This window comes from Arcicella aurantiaca (assembly GCF_003148625.1).
Lineage (GTDB): Bacteria > Bacteroidota > Bacteroidia > Cytophagales > Spirosomataceae > Arcicella > Arcicella aurantiaca.
On the sequence record NZ_QGGO01000003.1, the window covers coordinates 203,325 to 226,609 of the forward strand.

Genomic DNA, 23,285 nt, shown 5'->3' on the forward strand with positions numbered 1-23,285 from the left:
AGAATCGAAAATAGAAGAATTATATAAATTTCCGAGTTCACAACGTATCGAGGTTCAAAGTTACGATTTTTTGTTTCGATACTCTCACTTATAACCAAACTCTATTCGAGTAAATTCATTTCGGAACTGGAAACTATTTGTCTCAGACAAATTTAGACCACAGATTGAACAGATTTTACAGATTTACACTGAGACGACGCACAGTCTGAGACACACAGTCAGATAAAATAAAGAAAAATCAGCGAAAATCAGTATAATCCGTTTCATCAGTGGTCTATCGTTTATACCCTTTATAGTACCGATTCATTTTACGCTATGATTAATTTATAAGCCCTTGATTGTAAAATATTTAGTGCTTTTAGTAGAATGAAACACAAATATTTTCTTAAATTTACTTTGAAGCAGTCCTTCTGAAAATTCCTTTCTTATTAAAGATTTATCTTCACCTTTTCCAAAATATTTTTTGGCACGCAAATAGCGTATAAGTAGTTAATCCAAAAATTTTAACGGTAATCTACTCTTTAAAGACCAATTTGAAAAAATTAGCACAATTTTTGCTTGTTTTTGGGAATAACCCATGTGACAAAGCCTAAGAATTTCGTTCAAAGTAGTGTTCAATAGTCAGAAAATTCAAATATTTTATTTATGTATTTACTGACAGCTATTTGTAGAATTGGCTTTGAAGAGATTGATACCCATAAAATATGAATAAGATTATAAAAAACATTACAACAGTGATGATAAGCATTGTTGTTTGGTCTCTCGTATCTACTGATTCCGCCGCTCAGTGTAAATCAAGGGCTGCTGCTGGTGAAGTGGCTGGGCAGTTGAGTATTAATGGCAATAAAGTGGTTGTTGATGGTGACGGAAATGGTGTTGCTACTGCCTCAAATAATATTCCAATCAAAATTTGTGAAGGTGAATTAATTACACTCAAAAGTACTTTGGCTGTATCGTCAGGTACTGATGTAAATTATTGGGTAACCAGTTTAAGTTCTTATCAGACTTTATCGGCTCCACCTATTACTCCAGTAAGTGCTTCAGCAAATTATAATCCTGCCACAGGAGGAGTGAGCGTTGACCTCAGAATGACTGATAAAACGGCATCTACTCCAGATGGAATAAGATTTTATGGTGGGCCAGGGAAATATGTTATCACACAATATCAAACTGCTACTTCATTAGCTGGTTCTACCATTACAACGCATACTTGCCAAGTAATTGAAGTAATTGCTCCACAACAACCAGTTGCAACGGTTACAGCTTGTTCTGGGCAAGAAGTACAAATTACTTTGCCTGCCAATGCAGCCAATAATTTTGATGATTATGAAATTCAATTTAATGCAATTTCGGGTCCAGGTAATCCAATCTTAAAAACAGGAAAGCCAGGCAGTTATCCATTTACGATTAAAAGTGGGACAACTTTGCCAGATGCTCAAGACAGAATTATTACGATAAAAGGACTTTCTGTAACAGGAGGTTGTCCTGCTCCTTTAAATAATTTGGGGCAATTTGCCATCAATGGTGCAACCATGTTTAGACCCGCAATTAGTACAATTGTTGGAACAGTTAATAAAGGAGAGTTTAAGATAGATGTGTCGGGGCAAGCGAGTTTTGGGCGAAATATTTATATGAGAGAATCCTCATCTACGTACAATTATACTACGCCTTTTAAAACGTATGGTTCTTTGGCTGCCACTCCGTTTGAAACAACAACTTTACAAGTACCCAATGGAGATAAACAGTATTGTTTTCAAGCAGAGTCTGTTGATTTAGCTTGTGCTGCCTCATCGAATTTATTAAGTGCTGAAGAAGTTTGTACAACTCCTGCAAAGGTAACCGCCGTAAGTAATAAAAATGTGGTAGAATGGTTGCCTGCTGCTGCCCCCATAATAGGTGCATTATTTAATTATTATCAAGTAGAACGATTGAATCCTGATGGTACAACTGATAAAGTATTTCCAGCAATTACCAACATTTCTGAACTTAAATTAGATGATAATTCAGTGATTTGTGGACAGGAATATACTTATCGAGTGGAAACAAATTATAACCAGAAATCGCTTTCTCAAATTATTAAAGTAAAAGCTGTTTCGGATGATGTTCCTCCTAAGATTCCAAGAGTCTTTGCTACTATGACCAACGATGCAAAAAATGCTTTTGTTCAAGGGCAGTTTGACCCATCAAATATTCCTGTCAACATTAAAGCAAATGCCTATAAATTTTACCGTGCTAATACAATCAACGGCACTTATTCGCTCTTGAATACTGGGAATACAGTTTTTAAAGATTTAACCGCCAACGTCGAAGATAAATCGTATTGTTATTATATGACATGGACAAACCTGTGCGATAAAGAGTCTGACCCATCTGAAAAGATTTGTACTATAAACTTAAAAGCAAGTGGAGCCGCTGTAAATTGGACAAAAGAATCTTCCATTTCACTGGGTACAGATAGTTACATAGTGCAAAGAGTTAATCCAACAAACGGAACAAATATTAAAGAATTAGCAAGTAATTTACAAAATATTTATACTTACAATACTCAGATTTTACCAGAAACGGAAGGACAAGAAATTTATATTCAGATTGAAGCTCGTCCAGTAGGCTGGAATGTAATAGGTGGTAGTACTTTACCAACTACGCTATCAAATATTGTTAAGATTTTTAGACCCTCATTAGCTATCAGTCCGCAAATATTTACACCAAATGGAGATGGTCAAAATGATAAATTTATGGTAAGGGGTAAATTTATCAAAGAATTAAAAATGACCATTTATGACCGTTGGGGTAATGCTATTTTTTATGAAGAATCGAATAGTTATCCAATAGAAAGCAATCAAAATGAAACAACTGTCATAGGTTGGGACGGCACGATGAATAACGGAAATAAAGCCTTAGAAGGAAGTTATGCCTATAAGATTGAAATCATAGATACTGTCGGGCAAACAACCGTAAAAGAAGGAGCATTATTATTGGCTTACTAAAATACTTTTGTAGGAAGTCTAACATAAAAAAGAAACCTTGACAGATATGTTGAGGTTTCTTTTTTGCGTTACATTAATAGTAATTGTAAATTGCAATAGAAATAAATCAATAATAATATGTTTGATATGATGGGAATGCTTGGAAAAGTGAAAGACCTCCAAGCCAAAATGAAAGAAGCTCAAGAATCTTTAGGCTCAATCATCGAAACAGGTGAAGCTGGAGCAGGAATGGTAAAAGCAACCGTTAATGGTAAAAAACAATTACTCAAAATTGAAATTGATGAAGACCTCATCAAGCCAGAAGACCGTGAGGTTTTACAAGATTTAATTGTAGCCGCAACCAATAATGCAATGGAAAATATTGAAGATAAAGTAAAAGCACATCTTCAAAAAGCCACGCAAGGTTTAGTGCCTAATATTCCAGGAATGGACTTAGGAGGAATGTTTTCGTAATTAAGGCGTCAGGTTTTAGGAGTTAGGTTTTAGTGGTAAATGTCCGCTTTTTTCTAACACCTAATCCCCAACACCTAATCCCTTCAAAAATGCTAAAAGTACAGAATCTAACCAAAATTTACGGTACGCAAAAAGCCGTTAATGATATATCTTTTGAAGCAAAACAAGGTGAAATTGTGGGTTTTTTAGGGCCAAACGGTGCTGGAAAATCTACCACGATGAAAATTGCTACTTGTTATTTAACTGCTACTTCGGGTACGGTTGAAGTTTGCGGTTTTGATGTTCAGCAGTCGCCAATGGAAGCTCGTCGAAATATTGGCTATTTGCCAGAGCATAATCCACTTTATTTGGATATGTATGTGAAGGAATTTTTGGAATTTATCGGAGGAATTTACGGACTCAAAGGTCAAGACCTTCAAAGGCGAATTGCAGAAATTATTGAGCTACTTGGACTTACCCTTGAGTACAAAAAGAAAATTGGTCAACTTTCAAAGGGGTATCGTCAGCGAGTAGGTCTTGCTCAAGCATTGATACATGACCCCAAAGTTTTGATTTTAGATGAACCCACCACTGGTCTTGACCCTAATCAATTAGCTGAAATCAGAGGAGTTATCAGAAATATTGGGCGAGAAAAAACCGTTATTTTTTCAACCCATATTATGCAAGAAGTAGAAGCCATTTGTGATAGAGTAATCATTATCAATCGTGGAAATATCGTGAAAGATACTTCATTGAGTAGCTTACAACAGGCAGGAAAAACAATGGAGGAGGTTTTTAGAGATTTGACTGCGAATTGAGTATTGGGTGATTTATAGACTGCGACATAACTTATTAGAAGTAAAATTTAATAACTTGGCTCAACTTCCCGAAAGTTTAACCCCTAACGGAGTTATTTCGGGAAGTTCCAAAATAAAAATCCCTCATTGGCTACCAATGAGGGATTTTTTTATTCTTTTGTTGAATCTGAATTTTCTTCTTTTGTATTTTCTTCAATAACAATGTTTTCTACTTTATCAGAAATTTCTTCATTGTTAATATTTTCTATTTTGTCAGCCGTTTCTTCAAAGCTTTCTTCAATTTCTGCTTCTTTAGGTTGCTCAAAGAATTTATTTTGGAAAATTAGGATTGTCACAACTCCGCAAAAAATAGCTGCATCAGCAAAATTAAAAATTGGAGTTGAATACCACGTTCCCCCCCAAAGTGGTACCCAGTCAGGAATCCAACCTTGGTATGGGTCAAAGAAGAACATATCAATTACTTGTCCATGAAACCAAGGAGTAGGCGAACCGGGAGGGTTATTTTCTAATAATTTTCCGTAAAACGTGCTATCAATCACATTGCCGATTGCTCCACCCAAAATAGCTGCAATACTCCATAAAAGTCCTTCAGGAGCTTTTCTGCTTGCCAAACGAACTAAATAATAACCAATACCAAACATAGCAGCCAAACGGAAAAGGCTCAATACAATTTTGGCATATCCCCCAGGAATAAAACTAAGTTCCATCCCAAATGCCATTCCTCTATTTAATACATAGTGTAACTTAAACCAATGTCCAAAAACTTCAATTTCATTGCCTTCATACATCATATAACGATGTACAGCAAGTTTAATGAGCTGGTCAATGACAATTAGTAATAAAGTAAGCAAAAAATATTTATACGGGGAACGAAACATAATATAGTGAACAGTTTTCAGTGAACAGTTTTCAGTTGACTATTAGTAGTAAACAAGAGCATAAAATTACAAATGATATATAATTTTAAGATTTTGATTTACTGATAATTGTTTACTGCTAACTGATTTGTCTTGCAAAGATACGAAATAAAGAAGCCACAAATTGTGTAAATCTGTGGCTTCTTTGAAATTTTTGGAATAATTAATATTTACTTTCCTTGAAACATCAATCTTTTACGACGTACAATTTCTCTTTTAATTAAAGTAAATTCACGGCTTGCTTGCCCTGCTACTGAGGTATTTTCATCTGCTCTTCTGAATAAGTAAGGCATTACAGCATCAACAGGACCATAAGGAACATATTTTGCAACATTATAACCTGCCTTAGAAAGATTAAATGAAATATTATCAGACATTCCCAATAATTGAGCAAAGTAGAAATGGGTATCTTTTGCTTCAACGTGGTGCTGATTCATTAAATCAACTAAAAGTTTACAACTATATTCATTATGCGTACCTACACAAATAGAGATAATTTCACGATTCTCAACAGAATATTCCATCGCTAAATTAAAATCTCTATCAGTATCAGCTTTGGTTTCATGAACAGGCTCACAATAATTATCTTCATGAGCTCTTTGTCGTTCTTTTTCCATGTACGCACCTCTTACCAATTTTACGCCTAAGTAATAATTGTTTTTACGTGCTTGCTCAGTAGCTTGTTTCAAGTTCAATAACATTTCTTTACGATACATTTGGAAAGTATTGTAAACCACACATTTTTCGTGATTATATTTTTCCATCATTTCATAAGTCAATGTATCAATCGTATCCTGAATCCAAGATTCTTCAGCATCAACAAAAATTCTAACATTTAGGTCGGCAGCTTGTTTACAAAGCGTATTGATTCTTTCCTTAATTCTTTGGAAAGCATTTTTTTCGTCTTCATCTAAAGCTCCTTCATTCTGAACTTTCTCCAATAATTCAGCACTACCGATGCCTGTAATTTTAAATACAGCAAATGGAATTGCTAAATTATTATGAGCTTTTTCGATGGTTAGCAGAATTTCTTTTGCCGTCTTATCGAAACTTTTTTCATTATCTTCACCCTCAACGGAATAATCCAAAATTGTGCCGATATGGGATTTGTCCAAATTTTCTATGGTTTTATTGCACTCTTGCAGATTTTCCCCTCCGCAAAATTGTTCAAACACCGTAATTTTTATTAGTTTTTTTATCGGAAAATGAAGAAAAAGGAAGAGTTTGATAAAAAAAGTCCCTAACTTTACAAGCCAATTCTGATTCATACTTGCAAAAATCAAGTATATCTTTTTTAACTGTAAGTTTGACTTGGAAGAGAAAGCGATAGAAGTATCCTCAAAACTAACTTTGGGAGACTTCAAAAAGGATTTGGTGGTTGGCATTTTGGTCATGTTACAGACTTGATGTTCTTAATATTTAAAAAACTGAATAAATAATTTAATTGTTGATTATCAGTTTAATATGATTCAGAGTCTCGTCACTTGTTTTACAAAAACGTGCAAATATAGTATATTAGAATAATACAAAAATACGTTTTGCCATATTAAATTTATAAGAGGGAAATTTTTATTGTATTTCCCGCATTATTTTTTTGTAAAGTAACTATAAAATTGATGATAAGTCATATTAATAAGTTACATTTTGTGATTATAAAATTGTTTTTTAAGAATAACGAATAAAGTAAACCAAATGAATGCGAATTTAGACATAACGCCGATGCAGGAATGGATTAATACTGACGGCAAACCATTGATAATAGCTGGACCATGTTCGGCTGAAACCGAGGAGCAAGTGTTGGAGACTGCCAACCGTATCAAAGCGGAAGGTTACGCTCACATTATGCGTGCAGGGGTATGGAAGCCACGTACTCGTCCAGGAAGTTTTGAAGGTATGGGTGAGCCAGCTTTGCAATGGCTTGTTGAAGCTAAAAAACAAACTGGTCTTCCATTAGCTTGTGAAGTGGCAACGCCTGAACACGTAGAATTATCATTGAAATATGGTGTTGATGTATTGTGGATTGGTGCAAGAACAACTGTAAACCCTTTCAACGTTCAAGATTTAGCAGATGCTTTGAAAGGTGTGGATATTCCTGTATTAGTGAAGAACCCAGTTAACCCAGACTTAGCTCTTTGGGTTGGTGCATTTGAACGTTTACAAAACTCAGGTTTGAAGAAATTAGGTGCTATCCACCGTGGTTTCTCAAATGCTCAGGAAACAAAATATCGTAACTCTCCAATGTGGCAATTAGCCGTTGAGATGAAACGTTTGTTCCCGCAATTACCAATGATTGGTGACCCGTCTCACATGGCTGGAAAGCGTGCTTTATTGACGGAATTGTCTCAGAGAATTCTTGATTTGAATTACGATGGTATGATTATCGAGACTCACCGTGACCCTGATGCTGCTTGGTCTGATGCTTCTCAACAAGTTACTCCTGAAGTATTAGGGACAATGTTGCGTGAATTAGAAGTTCGTCAAGCAAATTATGGTGCAGATTTCTCTGACGAATTAGCTGCAATGCGTGCTAAAATTGACAATGTTGACCGTGAATTAATGGAAGTATTGGCTGCTCGTATGGCAATTGTTGAGAAATTAGGAGAATATAAGCGTGATAATAACGTAGCTGTTCTTCAACTTGACCGTTGGAAACAAGTTCATGCTGACCGTGCTAAACAAGCTTCTGGTTTAGGTTTATATCCTGAATTTGTTGAAGAATTGTTTAAATTAGTTCACTTAGAATCAATCCGTAAGCAAACTGAAGTAATGAGTTCAATTACAGCTTAATCAATGATGATTTAGCGAGTTGTGAATAAGTGATTCGTTTTATATCGATTAACGAAATTTAAGGCAAAATCACTTTAGAATTCAAACTTAAAATAAATTTGCAAAAAAGCTGTTCTCAATTTGAGAACAGCTTTTTTGTTTTATCCAAAGTATAATTTGCTTCTGAAAAATAAAAAAACAACAATTTATCTGCATCCTCTTCTCTTTTGCTTAATTTTGGATAGACGAAACAAATACACAGAATATTAATGAAAATAGCCATTCACGGGAGAAACTTTAAGGAAGAAACTAAGCCTTTCGTGCAGTCGATGTTTGATACATTGGCACAAAAAAATATTGAACTTCAAATTTCAGAATCTTATCAACAATTCCTTTCAGATGTTGACATAATTCATTCCAGCAATTCTTTTTATACCGATAAAGCTAATCTCTTTGATGCTGATGTTGTATTGAGTTTGGGAGGTGACGGAACGCTTTTAGATGCAGTAACACACGTAGGCGACCGTGAAATTCCAATTTTGGGCATTAACACTGGTCGTTTAGGTTTTTTGGCAATTGTTTCTCCTGACAAAATTCAGGAAGGTTTAGCAGAAATTTTTGCAGGTAATTATTCACTCGACCAAAGAACTTTAGTAAGTATTAGTTCAAGCCTAAATGGTGAGCCATTAGACATTTTTAACGGTGTAAATTTTGGCTTGAATGAATTAGGAATCATGAAGACTGATTCGTCGTCAATGATTATGGTGAGGGCGTATTTGAATGGTGAATTTTTAAATACTTATTGGGCTGACGGATTAATTATTGCAACTGCCACTGGTTCAACAGGTTATAATTTAAGTGTTGGTGGACCTTTAGTAATGCCAAGTTCAGATATTTTTGTGATTGCACCGATGAGTCCACATAATTTGAATGTGCGTCCTTTGGTAGTTTCAACAGATGTCGTTTTAGATTTTGAGATAGAAAGTAGAAGCAGTAATTGCTTGATTTCGTTGGATGCTCGTTCAAAAGTGGTTCATAGTAACGTGAAAATCAGAATGGAACGAGAAAAATTCAAAGCCAATATTATTAAATTATCAGGAACCAATTTCTTAAATACCCTCAGAAGTAAACTAAACTGGGGTTTTGATGTTCGGAATTAATTGTGAATTGTGAATTAGTGAATTTTGGACGAACAATATTCACTAATTCACAATTCACTAATTAAACTACGCTACTGCGATTTCTTTCACAGCAGGTTTTAATTCTTCTTTTTTAGGAAGACCTACGTGTAAAATACCGTCTGCATAGGTTGCTTCAATTTTATCACCATCTACATTTTTAGGCAAAGTGAAAGTACGTTGGAAAGACGTGTAGTTAAACTCTTGGCGAGTGTATTTCTCTGTTTTTTCTTCCGAGTTTTCTTCTTGTTTTGCTGAAATTGTTAAACGGTTTTCATGAAGACTTAATTTGAAGTCCTCTTTCTTTAAACCCGGAGCAGCAACTTCAATCTGGAAGCCGTTTTCGCTTTCTTTTACGTTTACCGCTGGAATATTATTATAACTTACGTTGTTGAATGATTTTGATGGAAACATGGTATCTAATTGGTTAAATAATTTGTTGAAATCTGCATTTAAAAAGTTAGCTGTTGGTTGGTTAAATCTTACAAGTTTCATGATTTTATATTTTTTATGATGATTTTATGTTTTACTAATTTCTCTGATTTAGAGATGTTTCCTTTTCTTCAAAAGCTATACCAGTTGAATATTAATGTCATTTTGTCTTGATTTTTTAGATTTTAGTAATTTTTTAATGACAAAATTGCCGATTTTCAGGAATTTGAGTTTTTAAAATGTCAGATTCTCTATTTTCAAAGTGTTAGTAATTATTTAGTAAATGGTCGGTTAGACTTATTAAATGGTTAACAACATCCGAATGAACCTTTATACCTTGCACACATATTTAAGTCCACAAAATCCATTTGAATCATGAAGAATCAGATTATCCTTGCCTTGCTAATAACTTGTATGAGTGGTACAATAGCATTGGCTCAGACCAAGAAACCAACTACCACAACGAAGAAGCCCACAACAACAGTGAAGACTTCGCCTCCTAAAACTACCACTACTACCAAAACGACTACAACAACTACGAGTTCAGTCCCTGTGGTTTCGCAGCCTGTTGAGCAAAAGAAAACAACCACGACCACAACGACGACGAGTTCGTCGCCACAGCAGACAAATACCTCAACTACAACAGTACAATCTACTGGACCATCAAAAAATACAAAGGCGAAAACGCCAGAACCTGAGAAAGAAGAAAAGCCTGTGAAAATTCGTGAGGAAAAACCTGAAAAAGTAAGAATTCCGAAGGTAGGCCCTGAAAATGATGGTAGAGTAAGATTTGGTATCAGAGCAGAAGCATCGCAACTTTATACACTTCAAAGTGGAGGGAATTATGATTTGTCACCCGGAATAAATGCTGGATTAATTGTTAATTTACCAATCAGCAACGTAGTATCAATTCAACCAGAAATATTATTTGCTATGACCAATGGTAAAGTAACTGAAGATGCGAATAATTTCGTAAAATCAACGGGCAGTAGTATATTAGTTCCTTTGATGTTTAATTTTAATTTCGGGAGTGGTTCAACAAAATTTATGTTAAATCTGGGTGGTTATGGTAATTATGCCCTAAGTCAAACATCAAAAGTTGTAATAGGTGGCTCAACGGTTTTCGACGGTTCTGTTGACCTTGGAAATGATAAATTTGATTACGGTGCTGGTTTAGGCTTGGGTGTCAAGTTGAACAATAGCTTTATGATTGAAGCTCGTAGTTTTTATAGTTTGAAAGACAATATTAATAAGAACGGTATTGGGACAATTGGTATTGGATACCTTTTTTAGAGAACCGATTTTAGAGAGCAGAGGTTAGATTTTAGAGAATAGAGTTTAGATTTTAGAGAAAAGAGTTATCTTCAAAACAAACAAAACGCCCTTTCAAATAATGACAGGGCGTTTTGTTTTATATCTATGAAGTATTTTATTGAATTTATATAGAAGACAATTCTCTAAAATTATTATCTGTTCTCTAAAATCTAAACTCTGTTCTCTAAAAACTATTCTCAAATGTCAACGGATACTAAATTTCTAACAATATCGTCAAAAGTATCACGCTTACGAATCAATTTTGCTTCTCCATCAATTACCAAAACCTCCGCAGGTAAAAGTCTTGAATTGTATTGAGATGCCATCGAGAAGCAATACGCTCCTGCATTTTTAATTGCAATAATGTCTCCTGCCGAAACCTTATTCATTAAACGCTCACCTTGTTTTCCTTCGGGAGTCCATGAAAAAGTATCTGTTTCGCAAATATATCCAACGACACGATATTCTTGTTGTTCAGAAGTATCCTGATTTGAAGCATTGAAAATATCATGGTATGCACCGTACATCATGGGTCTACCCAAGTGGTTTAATCCAGAGTTGATACCCACGAAAGTTTTAATTGGGTCAGTTTTTACGACGTTGGCAGTGGCCAAAAATGTTCCTGCTTCACTTACTAAAAACTTGCCCGGTTCAAACCATAATTGTAACTCACGACCATAGTTTTTACAGAATTCCAAGAAAGCATTACTTAGCACTTCGCCAACTTCAGCCATGTCAGTTACAGAATCACCTTCTTTATATGGAACTTTGAAACCTCCTCCTAAGTCGATGATTTCTAAATCTTTGAAGTTTGAAGCAATGTCTAAAATCGCAGTTGCAGCCTGTGTGAAAGCATCAGCATTTTTCACGTCTGAACCTGTATGTTGGTGCAAACCGATAATTTTCATATCGTATTTATTGACAATTTCAAGAATTTCATCTTTTTGGTGAATTGAAATTCCGAATTTTGACTCTGGGTGAGCCGTCATGATTTTTTCGTTTCCACCGCCAAAAACGTGTGGTTTCAAACGAATCAAAGCACCTTTCGTATTGCCGTATTGTTTCCCGAATTTTTCGAGAACATCCAAATTATCTAAATTAATGCGAGTTCCTAATTCTGCTGCCAATTCAATTTCATCAAATGAAACACCACTTGGCGTAAAAGTAATTTGTGAACCTTCATAACCCGCCATCATTGCCAAACGTAATTCTTCTGGCGACACCACGTCAATCTCCACCCCATGTTTACGCATTAATTTCAAAATGCTCAAGTTGGTATTAGCCTTACAAGCGTATTTTATCTTTAAGTTAACATTCTTGAAAGAATCACGAAGAATGGCAATTTTTTCGATAATTTTGTCAGCATCATAGACGTACAAAGGCGTGCCAAATTGTTTAGCTAAATCAGTAAGTGGAATGTTTTGGATGTTGTAATATGACATTGAATTTTGATTTTTTTGCAAAGATACGCCCAAAGTATTTAAACCGAATACGTAACACAGACTTTAGTCTGTAAATTGCAGCTTACAGACTAAGGTCTGTGCTACGAAAACATTAGAAAGATATGATAATTGAATTACAGAATTTTGGACCGATAAAGTCTTTCAAATTTGATACGGATAAGGATATTCACGCTATTTTTGGAAAGAATAATATTGGAAAATCGTATGCGATTAGTGCGGTTTATTTGATTTTGAAGAATTTAAGGGAATATGATTATTATGACGGGAACAGTTCAATACAAAGAGAATCGGCTACTTTCGACTTAGAAAAACTTGTTGAGCAAGAATTACGAGATTTAGAATTTGTGGAATATGATGTTAAGGATAAAATAATTGAATCCTTTAAATATTCGATTGAAACAAGCTTTATCCCAGCATTAACCAATTCCTTGAAAAATTCGTTTGACTTCCAGTCAATAAATAATAATAAAACGAATACTGATTTGAAAATAATTTTGAGTGCAGAAATTGGGAAAATAGAAATTTGTTTGGATAAAAGCATAGAAAAACTTGAAGTTAAAAATATAAACCTTTATTCTGAGTTTAAAATTTATGATGAGTTTTTTAAGTTTAATGAAATTGAGAAAAACATTTATATTTTTATTTATTACAAGAAGGCAAAAATAATTACACCAATAAATAGAATAAGTTGGAATTTAAACCTTCAATTACGCAAAGAAATTATAAACACAACAGATACTATATTTTTCTTACCAGTCTCACGTTCAGGGCTTTATAATGCTTTGAATTCATTTGGACCAATTTTCGCAGAAATATCGAAGTATAGACTTGTAACTAATGCAAAATTTGAAATTCCCAATTTATCAGAACCCATTTCTGACTATTTTTTAAATTTGAATAATATTGAAAAGGTTTCTGTTTCAGATAAATATTCTGTGGATTTTGAAAAAATAGAAAAAGATATTTTGAAAGGAACGATTGGTTTTGATAAAGTAACCAGAAAATATCATTACATACCCAATGCAAATCCTGATATGATTTTTGATTTGTCTGCAACCTCTTCTATGATTTCAGAAATTGCACCAATCATTGCTCATTTGAAATATATCATTCCTTTGGAAAGTGATAAGCCTTCAATTCTTTTTATTGAAGAACCAGAAGCTCATTTACACCCAGAAATTCAGATTTTATTATTGGAATATTTTGTAAAATTGAGTAAAGGGAATGTAAAAATCGTAATGACTTCGCATAGCAATTATATTTTCAATAAATTGAGTAATTTATTGATTGCCAATAAAGTAGATAAAGAAAAGTTGAGTGTATCGTTAATGAAAATGACTCCCGAAGGTAGTGTTATTGAAGATGGAGCCATGCAGATGGATGAATACGGAATTGAGGATAATAATTTTGTCGATGTAGCTGAACAACTCTATGAAGAAAGAATGTCATTGTTAGAAAAACTATAATTACACCTATTAAAATGTTAATTCAAAGAATTCAAGAAGACCCTATTTTGTCTAAATTTTTGTGTGATGATTGTACTGAAAATGGTGTGGGCGTTAATGTAAGTCCTTTGGTGAAAAAAGAAGATTACATCATTATTCGGGTAGATGAATATTATAACTCAAACTTGGTTCATAATCCACCAAAATCTCCTGATTGTTTGATTATTCAACATTGTGAAGGAGAAAAATTTGTACTTTACCTTGTAGAATTAAAGGCTATTGAAACTCTGAAAACGGAGAAGTTAAGTGATATTAGGGATAAATTTCAGAACTGTTTTGATGATTTTATGAGTGATAGATTCAGAGACTATTTTTATGATATTGCGTATGAATTTTCTATAAAATTACTCTTTATTTCAAATCCATCTGAAAGCAAAAAAGATAATAAAAGTAAACCAACTCGAATGGATAGTTTACTTTCTCAAAGACCTTGCAAATTTGCTAATCGTCCATATCTACTTGAACATAGATTACCCAATCCCGTAATTCAACCTTGTCAATAAACATAAAATCCATTTCAATGAAAAAACTAATTTTATTATTCCTTATTATTCAAAGTATAGGTGTAAATGCCCAAATTAAAAATGGTCCGATGGTCGGGTATTCAGAGATGAAAGAAGTCATGCTTTGGGTGCAAACGGAAAAACCTGCTAAAGTAAAGTTTGTGTATTGGGAGCAAGGTACACCAGAAAAGAAAATGACAACAGACGAAATTGTTACGAATAAAAGGAATGCTTTTGTTGCCAAAATTGTTTGCGACCAAGTGACGATGGGCAAAAAATATGCTTATGAAGTTTTTGTTGATAATAAAAAAATAGCTCGTAATTATCCATTATCATTTCAAACGCAAGAACTTTGGCAATACCGCAAAGACCCTGCATCATTCAAATTTGCTTTTGGAAGTTGTAATTACATCAATGAAGCAGAAACTGACCGACCGGGTCGTCCGTATGGAGGATACAATGAAATATTCAAATCTATTTATGACAAAAAACCAGATTTCATGATTTGGGGAGGCGATAATAATTATTACCGTGAAGCTGATTGGAATACTCGTACAGGTATGATTCACCGTAATACCCACTCTCGTAATGTTCCTGAATTGCAGCCTTTATTGGGAAATACGCACCATTATGCCATTTGGGATGACCATGATTACGGCAGTAATGATTCAGACCGTTCTTTTTGGATGAAAGATACTTCGCTTGAAATATTCAAACTATTTTGGGCAAATCCTAACTATATATTTAAAGACCAAGCGTGTACAGGAACTTTCCAATGGGGCGATGTTCAATTTTTTATGTTAGATGACCGTTGGTTTAAAGCTCCTAACGAGAATTTTACGGGCGACCGTGATTATTATGGGAAAAAACAGCTTACTTGGTTGATTGATGCTTTGACTGGAAGTAGTGCAACTTTCAAAGTAATTGTGACGGGTGGACAAATTGTAAATCCTGCCAAAGTTTTTGAAAATATGTCGAATTATGAAGCTGAACGTCAAGAATTATTAAAGAAAATTACCGATGCAAAAATTAAAGGTGTTCTATTCTTTACAGGCGACCGTCATCATACAGTTCTCCAAAAATTAGACCGTTCAGGAGCCAATTATCCATTGTATGATTTAACGGTTTCTCCACTTACTTCTGGACCTGCAAAACCTGTCAAAGAAGAAGATAACTCGCCTATTGTAGAAGGTACATTATTCACAGAACGTAATTTTGCACTTTGTGAAGTGTCTGGAACATTGAAAGATAGAGTTTTGAAAATCAGTATTATGGATTCAAAAGGCGTTCAGAAATGGACAAGAGATATTAAAGCAAGTGAGTTGAAGTAGGGATTAAAAAGTTGTCCGAAAAGTTAATAAGTTGTAAGAAAACCGACTGTATAGAATTTCTTATGACTTATGACTTTTCGGACAATTTTTTACATCTACAATACTTCCTTCAATAAATGAGGACGTTCTTTTTCGATTTTTAAAATCATTTCCCCAAACAAAGTATTTGCCCATGCAAACCATTTTCTGGTAAATTTATTGGCATCATCTTTATCAAATGACTCGTGCATGAAACCTGTATTGGCATGCGTTTTTTTCAAGAAACGTAATTGTTGTAAAATCTCTTTGTCATCGCTTGAAGTCATTGCTCGCATGATGATGCTCAAATGCCAAATCTGATTTGATAACGTGTGTGGACTACCAATTCCTTCGGCAGCTTTTCCTTTAAAATAATACGGATTAGACTCGCTCAACATTAATTTACGAGTGTTTTGATAAACTACATCGTCTGTTTTTACTGCTCCCAAATAGGGCAAACTCAATAAGTTTGGTACATTGGCATCATCTTGCAATAAACTATTCTCAAATCCATCAACTTCTAAAGCGTAGATTTTACCATATTTTGGGTGATTGATAATGGCATATTTCTTAATAGCATTTTCAACCTCAGTAGCAAAACTCGAACATTCTTTTGCAAAAGAAGAATTCTTATAAACTTGTTCTGAAATTTCAGCCATTTGTCTGAATGAAACTACCGCAAAAAGATTTGAAGGAATTAAGAATGGATAAACGGTTGCATCGTCAGAAGGTCTGAAGATGCTATGAATCAATCCGTTAGGTTTCGTAATGTTCCCGTATCCATCACCTGGGACGGTATCGGTTGACCAAGAAGTGGTACGTCCGAATTTGTATTTTCCTCTGCCTTTTAAGCGTTGTTGTTCTCTGCAAGTGGCAATAATTGACTGTGCCGCTTTCATCCATTTTTCGTCAAAAATGCTTGCGTCTTGCGTGATTTTCCAATAGTTATACGCCAATCGAACCGTGTAACAAAGAGAATCTAACTCCCATTTACGTTCGTGCAATTCGGGCTTCATTTCAGTATGGTCGCTTAACCATTCCGAATGTCCAACGCCATCATTAAAAGCATTGGCATAAGGGTCAATCAAAATGCACTCCGTTTGGCGGTTGATGACTCCTGCAATCAACTTTTTAAGTTTTTCGTCTTGTTTAATCAGCGATAAATAAGGCGTAACTTGTGCCGTACTATCTCGCAACCACATAGCGTGAATATCACCTGTGATAACGAAAGTGTCAGGTCTATCGCCTTTCATTTTGAAATTTACCGTAGTATCTAAGGTATTCGGGAAGCAATTTTCAAATAACCACGCTAATTCTGGGTCTTTGATTTTTACTTTCATTCGGGCAATGGTGTCTTCGATGGCAGAGCTACTAAAATTTCTTTTGTCGGTAGCAACTCTTACCACAGGAAATGAACTTTCAGCGGCTTTTGACTTTAATAATGTTCCAGTGGTTAAAATGGTGGCACTTTGGATAAACTTTCTACGATTGAGATTTTTCATTTTTCCTGAAATTTTAAATGCTTTTGTGGAAATAAATTGATTTAGGTTTTAGGAACGTTGAAACAATAACTTATAATTTTTAAACGACTCTTTTACTGCTATTTTCATTCATTTTTTCATTAAAGAGCGGTGCTATTCGCTTCAAAAATGAATAAAACTAACTATAAAATAGCCACCTTAAAATTTTACAAGTTATTATTTCAACGTTCCTTAATAACGTTTCTCTAAAAGATTACAAATAGAAAAGCCTGCTAAAAGCATAAAACTTTTAGGGCGTAATCTACCAAATTAAACGTTATTAGGATTTAAGATTATGATTGGATATAAATGAAAATCTAAGATTTTTATTTTAGTCTCACAAAATACGATTTAACATTCAATTTTCTATCTTGATTTTTATGTTTTTGTGTAAGTATGACACTGAAATCAGGATAATGTCGTAATTTAAAGTAGTTTCTTTTTAACCGATAATTTCATTAACAAACAGCATTTATAATGAGAAAACGCATTTTACCTTTATTCTTTTTATTATCATCAACAACATGGAGTTTTGCTCAAAAATTAAGCCCAACCGAAGCGAAAATTATAGCACAAGTCAATGCTCAAATGCCACAATCAGAGGCAATTTTAAAGAAAGTTGTTAACATCAACAGCGGAACGCTCAACCATGAAGGCGTGCGTGAAGTTGGGGCAATTTTTAGAAAAGAATTTGATGATTTAGGTTTTAAAACAGAATGGATTTCTTTGCCAGATTCAGTCAATAGAGCAGGACATTTGGTGGCTGAACGCAAAGGAAACAAAGGCAAAAAGCTATTTTTGATTGGACATTTGGATACAGTTTTTGAAAAAGCGATGTCCTTCACGCCTTACACCTATTTGAACGATTCGACCGTAACAGGACAAGGCGTAAATGATATGAAAGGTGGTGATGTTGTTTTGTTGGCGGCCCTTAAAGCTTTGAAAAATAATGGTTTATTGGATGATACTTCGTTGACAATTTATTTTACAGGAGACGAAGAAAGTTCTGGCAAACCTACAAGTGTGAGTCGCAAAGATTTTATTGATAGAGCAAAAAAATGTGATATTGCTTTGGCTTTTGAAACTGCCATTGGCTTAAATACCGTTGCTACGGCTCGTAGAGGTTCAAGTGGTTGGAAATTGAATGTAAAAGGAATTATGGGACATTCATCAACCATTTTTAGTCAGCAAGCAGGATACGGAGCCATTTATGAAGCTGCCCGAATTTTGAATGAATTTAGAGAACAAATGAGTACTGAAAAGTACCTGACTTTCAATCCCGGTTTAATTGTGGGAGGTTCAGAAATTAATGATAATAGAGAGGCTATCGGGAAGGATAATATCATTGCTCCAAGAGTGAGTGTAACAGGAGATTTACGATTCCTGACCGAAACCCAAAAAGAAAATGCTCGTGTGAAAATGCGTGAAATAGTCTCTAAAAATTTGAATAAAACCAAAGCCGAAATTACTTTTCAAGATGGCATTCCTGCGATGGAACCAACTGCTGAGAATGAAAAAATCTTAGCCGTATTGAATCAAGTAAGTTTAGATTTAGGTTTTGGCGAAGTAAAAGCGGGCGACCCAGGCTCAAGAGGAGCAGGGGATATTTCTTACATTGCTAAATATGTGGCGTGTTTAGATGGTTTGGGAGCGTCGGGAAAAGGGGCTCATGCACCGGGGGAAACCATGAATATGAAAGAGTTTCCAAAATTAGTTCAGCGAACCGCTTTGTTATTGTATCGTTTGACCAGATAAAAATCCAATTAACCTAAAAATCCAAATGACTATTACCAGAATTTTATTCTTGCTACTTACTTCCTTTTATTTTATTCCGAATGTTGTGGCACAAAAACAAAAAATATGGTTTGATACCGACATGGCAAACGAAATGGACGATATTTTCGCCTTAACTCGTTTGTTGGTTGATGCTGATAAATATGAAATAATGGGTGTAAGTTCTGCCCATTTTGTGAATGTCGATTTGATGCTTTCGGATAAATGGAATCAATATCCAACTAAAGGAATCAATACCGTGAAATTGAGTCAGGAGGAAAATGAGAAACTTTTGCAGGCTTTTGGCATGATGAATTTGCCACACCCAATGGGAGCAGAACGTCCGATGGGACAGGCGTGGGGAGGCGATACTCCCAGACCATCAGAAATGACAAAGAAGTTGATTGAAGTGGTGCAAGCCATGCCCGAAGGCGAAAAATTGGACGTACTTTTTATCGGAGTGGCTACAAATATTGCTTCAGCTATTGCACTCGAACCTAATATTGCCAAGAAGTTACGCCTATTTTGTATGGGAATGCGATTTGATGCAAAAGAGAAAGTTTGGGATAAAAACGAATTTAATATCAGAGGAGATTTGAATGCGGTAAACTATTTATTCAATAATCCCGATATTGAGTGGTCAATTATGCCAGCTCAAACTTGTGAAGTTTTGACCTTTGACCGTGAAGATACTTATGCTCGTTTAGACTCAAAATATCCAGTGGAGAAATTGCTAAAACAACGTTGGGTGGAGTCGAACCCAGACGATAAAACCCGTATTATTTGGGATTTAGCTTTGGTTGAAGCCTATCTTTCCCCCGATTTAGCCAAAGTAAAAACCGTAAAAACACCACCCGAAAATCATCAGCATAAAGTAAATGTTTACGTGAAAATCGACAAAGAGAAAATGTTTGAGAAGTTTTGGGAAAAGGTTAAAAATTATAGAGGAAAGAGATAAGCTTAGCGATTTTCAGTTTACTTAACACTTTTTAACTAAGCCATCATACCAATCCACTCCACAAAAAGCGTTATCTTTACGTGTTATACTAAAAGTATTCTGATTCGGAAAGCATAATGTATTTCTCTTAAACAGTTATTATTTGCTTTTCACCAATCACTTTTCGCTTATATATTAATTTTTTATACATGAAATTCCTAAAAAATCTTTTTTTACTACTTATCGTATCGGTCATATTTCAGCAGTCGCTGATGGCACAAACGCCAGTAGTGCTTGATAAAATCATTGCTAAAGTTGATAATTACTATTTATTGAAATCTGAATTAGAGGCTCAATTACAGCAATATGCACAAAGTCAGCAACCTGCTCCACCTAAATGTCAATTATTAGAAAGTCTTGTGGTAGGAAAATTAATGTTAGCAAAGGCTGAAATTGACTCTGTTACAGTAGAAGATAAAAGAATTGAAGGCGAATTGACTTCTCGTATGGAGCAAATGGAACAACAATTTGGTTCAACAAAAAATATCGTTGAAGCTTATGGGAAAACCATTTCATCTTTAAAAGACGAATTGCGTTCGGCAATCAAGGAGCAATTGACGACTCGTAAAATGCAAGAGAAAATTACGGGAGAAGTAAAAGTTACACCTAAAGAAGTAAGACGTTTCTTTGAAGAAATTCCTAAAGATTCATTACCATATTTACCTTCTGAGGTTGAAGTAGGGCAAATTGTGAGAATGGCAAAAACTACTAAGGCTCAGAAAGATGAACTTTATAAAAGATTGTTAGATTATAAAAAAAGAGTTGAAAACGGAGAAAAATTTGAAGATTTAGCTAAACTGTATTCTGAAGATTTAGGCTCAGGAAAACGTGGAGGCGACCTTGGTTTTGCAAAACGTGGACAAATGGTAGCACCTTTCGAGGCGGCTGCATTGAAAATGAAACCAAATCAAATGTCTGATGTTGTAGAGTCTGAATTTGGCTATCATTTAATTAAATTGTTAGAAACTCGTGGACAAGAATATCATGCTTTGCATATTCTTCTTCGTCCTGATTATCAGAGACTTGATGTGACTGAGCCGACACGTTTCTTGGATAGTGTTCGTGTGTTAATTCAACGTGATACTTTGAAATTTGAGAAAGCAGCTAAGCAATTTTCGGAAGATAAAGCAACACAAGATGCAGGTGGAATGTTGACTGACCCACAGACTCGTTCAATCAGAATGCCATTAGACGGTTCAATGGAATCTGGTTTATATTTCACAATTGATACCATGAAAGTAGGAACGATTTCAGCACCAATGGCATATCGTACAGAAGATGGACGTTCAGCCATGAGAATTCTATATTATAAAACAAAGCACGCACCTCACTTCGCCAATTTAGAAGATGACTTCCAAAGATTATCAAATTATACTTTGAATAGAAAGAAAAATACAGCCATTGAAAAATGGTTTGCCAAAGCCAAAAATGACGTTTTCATTTATATTGTTGATGAATATAAAGAATGCAATGTCATGAAAAGTAATGAACGGTAAAGGTTTTAAATAGTTGTTAGATGTTAGGATTTAGGGATTAGTGGTTTAATATTTAGGTTATTTTTGTAGAATTAAAACATATTTTATTTTGCTAAATATATCTATTGAAAATAGATTATTCTATTAATAATAAGAGCTTTATAAAATAAATTAACTAATAACTAATCACCAATAACTAATAACTCTTTCCAGTAATTACTTTTGGCAATAATTTTGTTTAGTAATATGAAGTGTCAGGTAGCAATGCCTGACACTTTAATTTTTATATTTGTAAAGCAAAAGTTTATAGACTATCAAACCTCGATAATTTGCTTTCGTTTTAAAATATTAATGCTATTTTTCCATTATAGTAACAAGAAAAATAAGCAACTTTAAATCAAATTAACTGTGGCATTTGCTTTTGGCATTCGCTTTTCGCTTACTTTAAAATCCTAAATTAAAAAATATGGCTCAATACCAGTCAGATGTAGAAGCAGTGAATGCTTTGAAAGAATCTTATCAAAAACTCACCGCCGAAATCGGAAAAGTAGTTATCGGTCAAGAAGATACCGTTAGAATGTTGCTCACCGCTATTTTTTGTCAAGGTCATTGTTTATTAGTGGGTGTACCGGGTTTGGCAAAAACCCTCTTAATTCAGACGATTGCAGGAGCTTTGGACTTAGACTTTAATCGTATTCAGTTTACTCCTGATTTAATGCCGTCCGACATTGTTGGTTCTGAAACATTGGATAATGAGCGTAATTTCCGTTTTGTAAAAGGTCCAATCTTCGCTAATATCATTCTTGCCGATGAAATTAACCGTACTCCTCCAAAAACTCAATCTGCTTTGCTTGAGGCGATGCAAGAATATTCGGTAACGGTTGCGGGAAAGAAGTATCCTTTAGATAAACCATTTTTTGTATTGGCAACCCAAAACCCAATTGAACAAGAAGGTACATATCCGCTTCCAGAAGCACAGTTAGACCGTTTTATGTTCTTGGTGAAGTTGGATTATCCATCATATCAAGCAGAATTGGATATTGTAAAAAGCACTACTTCTGACAAAAAATATCAAGTTCAAAAACAAGTATCTGGCGAGCAAATTTTGGCTTTCCAACAATTGGTAAGACGTGTTCCTGTGGCTGATAATGTGATTGAATATGCGGTGAAATTAGTACATAAAACTCGTCCGAATACAGAATCTGCCGATGCCACAACAAATAAATACTTAGAATGGGGAGCAGGCCCAAGAGCATCTCAGAATTTAATTTTAGCAGCTAAATGTAACGCTTTATTGAATGGTAAATATTCGCCAGATATTGAAGACGTAAAAGCCGTTGCCATGGGTGTACTTCGTCATAGAATTGTTAGAAACTTCAAGGCTGAAGCTGAAGGCGTTTCTGTTGAAGATATTGTTAGAAAATTGATGTAATTCGTATTAAAATAATTTTTAAACTGAACCTCTCGAAGTTTTTCGAGAGGTTTTTTCTTTTATAGAACTTTTTGATGCCTATAATTTCTTTAGTACAAAATAAAGGAAAATAGTATTATTCTAATAATAGCTTTTTGTTGAGATTTAAGTCTATTTGTATTTTTTCCTTTTTTAAAGCAATAAAAATTTAAAATGTCAATGAAAATGTACTGCTGTTAAGTTGTTGATATACAAATATTTGTGTTTTATTCTGGATTCTTGTTTAAGAAAAGTTAATATTTTCTTAAAACTCATAACATTGAAATAACATATTTTTCAGAGATTTTTTATTATTTTGTATTAAAATTAGAATTGAACTAAAATAGTATAAAACCGTTATTAAGTATATATTCATGTTAAGAATGGTAATAATTAATTCCAATCA

The 23,285-nt window shown here is 34.4% G+C and carries 18 protein-coding genes; 13 read left to right on the top strand and 5 right to left on the bottom strand.

Features of this window, described 5'->3' with window-relative positions; genetic code table 11:
• The first annotated feature begins 704 nt into the window (after positions 1–704).
• The 3 genes from LV89_RS04085 (at position 705) to LV89_RS04095 (ending at position 4,237) form a co-directional block, all read left to right on the top strand.
• Positions 705–2,987: a T9SS type B sorting domain-containing protein gene (locus tag LV89_RS04085; protein ID WP_109741591.1), complete on the top strand. Its 2,283-nt coding sequence runs from the start codon at positions 705–707 to the stop codon at positions 2,985–2,987.
• Between the two features lie 117 nt (positions 2,988–3,104).
• Complete coding sequence (locus tag LV89_RS04090; RefSeq protein ID WP_109741592.1) at positions 3,105–3,440, top strand: YbaB/EbfC family nucleoid-associated protein; 336 nt, start codon at positions 3,105–3,107, stop codon at positions 3,438–3,440.
• A gap of 89 nt (positions 3,441–3,529) precedes the next feature.
• Entirely contained in the window at positions 3,530–4,237 is a 708-nt protein-coding gene (locus LV89_RS04095; RefSeq protein WP_109741593.1) for an ATP-binding cassette domain-containing protein, read from the top strand.
• A 149-nt stretch (positions 4,238–4,386) separates the two neighbouring features.
• Here LV89_RS04095 and LV89_RS04100 read toward each other — a convergent pair whose 3' ends face one another.
• Together LV89_RS04100 and LV89_RS04105 are read right to left on the bottom strand one after the other, a co-directional pair.
• Positions 4,387–5,115, bottom strand: a complete 729-nt coding sequence (locus LV89_RS04100) for a lipoprotein signal peptidase (RefSeq protein ID WP_109741594.1) — start codon at positions 5,113–5,115, stop codon at positions 4,387–4,389.
• A 209-nt stretch (positions 5,116–5,324) separates the two neighbouring features.
• Positions 5,325–6,539, bottom strand: coding sequence for a proline dehydrogenase family protein (locus LV89_RS04105; protein ID WP_109741674.1), 1,215 nt, complete (start codon positions 6,537–6,539; stop codon positions 5,325–5,327).
• 307 nt (positions 6,540–6,846) lie between these two features.
• Between LV89_RS04105 and LV89_RS04110 the strand changes: the two genes are divergently transcribed.
• Together LV89_RS04110 and LV89_RS04115 are read left to right on the top strand one after the other, a co-directional pair.
• Positions 6,847–7,941 (top strand): chorismate mutase, encoded by a 1,095-nt coding sequence (locus LV89_RS04110; RefSeq protein ID WP_109741595.1) that lies wholly within the window; start codon positions 6,847–6,849, stop codon positions 7,939–7,941.
• Between the two features lie 248 nt (positions 7,942–8,189).
• Complete coding sequence (locus LV89_RS04115; RefSeq protein WP_109741596.1) at positions 8,190–9,080, top strand: NAD kinase; 891 nt, start codon at positions 8,190–8,192, stop codon at positions 9,078–9,080.
• Positions 9,081–9,146: 66 nt separating this feature from the next.
• On the opposite strand, the gene LV89_RS04120 is transcribed toward LV89_RS04115, so the two are convergent.
• A complete protein-coding gene (locus LV89_RS04120) occupies positions 9,147–9,593 on the bottom strand; it encodes an Hsp20/alpha crystallin family protein (protein WP_109741597.1) in 447 nt (148 codons plus the stop codon).
• Positions 9,594–9,905: 312 nt separating this feature from the next.
• Between LV89_RS04120 and LV89_RS04125 the strand changes: the two genes are divergently transcribed.
• A complete protein-coding gene (locus tag LV89_RS04125) occupies positions 9,906–10,823 on the top strand; it encodes a porin family protein (protein ID WP_146199072.1) in 918 nt (305 codons plus the stop codon).
• Between the two features lie 218 nt (positions 10,824–11,041).
• Here LV89_RS04125 and lysA read toward each other — a convergent pair whose 3' ends face one another.
• Positions 11,042–12,286, bottom strand: coding sequence for a diaminopimelate decarboxylase (gene lysA, locus LV89_RS04130; RefSeq protein WP_109741675.1), 1,245 nt, complete (start codon positions 12,284–12,286; stop codon positions 11,042–11,044).
• A 122-nt stretch (positions 12,287–12,408) separates the two neighbouring features.
• Here lysA and LV89_RS04135 point away from each other — a divergent pair, with 122 nt between their 5' ends.
• From LV89_RS04135 to LV89_RS04145, 3 genes are read left to right on the top strand one after another with little or no spacing between them, the layout of a single operon-like run.
• Positions 12,409–13,773 carry an AAA family ATPase gene (locus LV89_RS04135; RefSeq protein WP_109741599.1) on the top strand — a complete coding sequence of 455 codons (1,365 nt, stop codon included), beginning with the start codon at positions 12,409–12,411 and terminating at the stop codon, positions 13,771–13,773.
• Positions 13,774–13,787: 14 nt separating this feature from the next.
• Complete coding sequence (locus tag LV89_RS04140) at positions 13,788–14,315, top strand: hypothetical protein (RefSeq protein WP_109741600.1); 528 nt, start codon at positions 13,788–13,790, stop codon at positions 14,313–14,315.
• 17 nt (positions 14,316–14,332) lie between these two features.
• Complete coding sequence (locus LV89_RS04145) at positions 14,333–15,646, top strand: alkaline phosphatase D family protein (protein WP_109741601.1); 1,314 nt, start codon at positions 14,333–14,335, stop codon at positions 15,644–15,646.
• 95 nt (positions 15,647–15,741) lie between these two features.
• Here the strand turns inward: LV89_RS04145 and LV89_RS04150 are convergent, their stop codons facing one another.
• Entirely contained in the window at positions 15,742–17,166 is a 1,425-nt protein-coding gene (locus tag LV89_RS04150; protein WP_109741602.1) for a glycoside hydrolase family 125 protein, read from the bottom strand.
• 495 nt (positions 17,167–17,661) lie between these two features.
• Between LV89_RS04150 and LV89_RS04155 the strand changes: the two genes are divergently transcribed.
• The 4 genes from LV89_RS04155 (at position 17,662) to LV89_RS04170 (ending at position 22,861) form a co-directional block, all read left to right on the top strand.
• The gene (locus LV89_RS04155) at positions 17,662–18,939 is read left to right on the top strand and encodes a M20/M25/M40 family metallo-hydrolase (protein WP_109741603.1); all 1,278 of its coding nucleotides are present in this window, start codon (positions 17,662–17,664) and stop codon (positions 18,937–18,939) included.
• Positions 18,940–18,964: 25 nt separating this feature from the next.
• Positions 18,965–19,915, top strand: a complete 951-nt coding sequence (locus LV89_RS04160; protein ID WP_109741604.1) for a nucleoside hydrolase — start codon at positions 18,965–18,967, stop codon at positions 19,913–19,915.
• A 188-nt stretch (positions 19,916–20,103) separates the two neighbouring features.
• The gene (locus LV89_RS04165; protein ID WP_109741605.1) at positions 20,104–21,450 is read left to right on the top strand and encodes a peptidylprolyl isomerase; all 1,347 of its coding nucleotides are present in this window, start codon (positions 20,104–20,106) and stop codon (positions 21,448–21,450) included.
• 445 nt (positions 21,451–21,895) lie between these two features.
• Positions 21,896–22,861, top strand: coding sequence for an AAA family ATPase (locus LV89_RS04170; protein ID WP_109741606.1), 966 nt, complete (start codon positions 21,896–21,898; stop codon positions 22,859–22,861).
• Positions 22,862–23,285 lie beyond the last annotated feature (424 nt).

Excerpts from the sequence above, each read along its gene's own strand:
- LV89_RS04120 (WP_109741597.1), bottom strand. The coding sequence starts at position 9,593 with ATGAAACTTGTAAGATTTAACCAACCAACAGCTAACTTTTTAAATGCA.
- LV89_RS04115 (WP_109741596.1), top strand. The coding sequence starts at position 8,190 with ATGAAAATAGCCATTCACGGGAGAAACTTTAAGGAAGAAACTAAGCCT.
- LV89_RS04150 (WP_109741602.1), bottom strand. The coding sequence starts at position 17,166 with ATGAAAAATCTCAATCGTAGAAAGTTTATCCAAAGTGCCACCATTTTA.
- LV89_RS04160 (WP_109741604.1), top strand. The coding sequence starts at position 18,965 with ATGACTATTACCAGAATTTTATTCTTGCTACTTACTTCCTTTTATTTT.
- lysA (WP_109741675.1), bottom strand. The coding sequence starts at position 12,286 with ATGTCATATTACAACATCCAAAACATTCCACTTACTGATTTAGCTAAA.
- LV89_RS04155 (WP_109741603.1), top strand. The coding sequence starts at position 17,662 with ATGAGAAAACGCATTTTACCTTTATTCTTTTTATTATCATCAACAACA.
- LV89_RS04105 (WP_109741674.1), bottom strand. The coding sequence starts at position 6,539 with ATGCCAACCACCAAATCCTTTTTGAAGTCTCCCAAAGTTAGTTTTGAG.
- LV89_RS04170 (WP_109741606.1), top strand. The coding sequence starts at position 21,896 with ATGGCTCAATACCAGTCAGATGTAGAAGCAGTGAATGCTTTGAAAGAA.
- LV89_RS04125 (WP_146199072.1), top strand. The coding sequence starts at position 9,906 with ATGAAGAATCAGATTATCCTTGCCTTGCTAATAACTTGTATGAGTGGT.
- LV89_RS04095 (WP_109741593.1), top strand. The coding sequence starts at position 3,530 with ATGCTAAAAGTACAGAATCTAACCAAAATTTACGGTACGCAAAAAGCC.
- LV89_RS04090 (WP_109741592.1), top strand. The coding sequence starts at position 3,105 with ATGTTTGATATGATGGGAATGCTTGGAAAAGTGAAAGACCTCCAAGCC.
- LV89_RS04145 (WP_109741601.1), top strand. The coding sequence starts at position 14,333 with ATGAAAAAACTAATTTTATTATTCCTTATTATTCAAAGTATAGGTGTA.
- LV89_RS04085 (WP_109741591.1), top strand. The coding sequence starts at position 705 with ATGAATAAGATTATAAAAAACATTACAACAGTGATGATAAGCATTGTT.
- LV89_RS04165 (WP_109741605.1), top strand. The coding sequence starts at position 20,104 with ATGAAATTCCTAAAAAATCTTTTTTTACTACTTATCGTATCGGTCATA.
- LV89_RS04135 (WP_109741599.1), top strand. The coding sequence starts at position 12,409 with ATGATAATTGAATTACAGAATTTTGGACCGATAAAGTCTTTCAAATTT.
- LV89_RS04110 (WP_109741595.1), top strand. The coding sequence starts at position 6,847 with ATGAATGCGAATTTAGACATAACGCCGATGCAGGAATGGATTAATACT.
- LV89_RS04100 (WP_109741594.1), bottom strand. The coding sequence starts at position 5,115 with ATGTTTCGTTCCCCGTATAAATATTTTTTGCTTACTTTATTACTAATT.
- LV89_RS04140 (WP_109741600.1), top strand. The coding sequence starts at position 13,788 with ATGTTAATTCAAAGAATTCAAGAAGACCCTATTTTGTCTAAATTTTTG.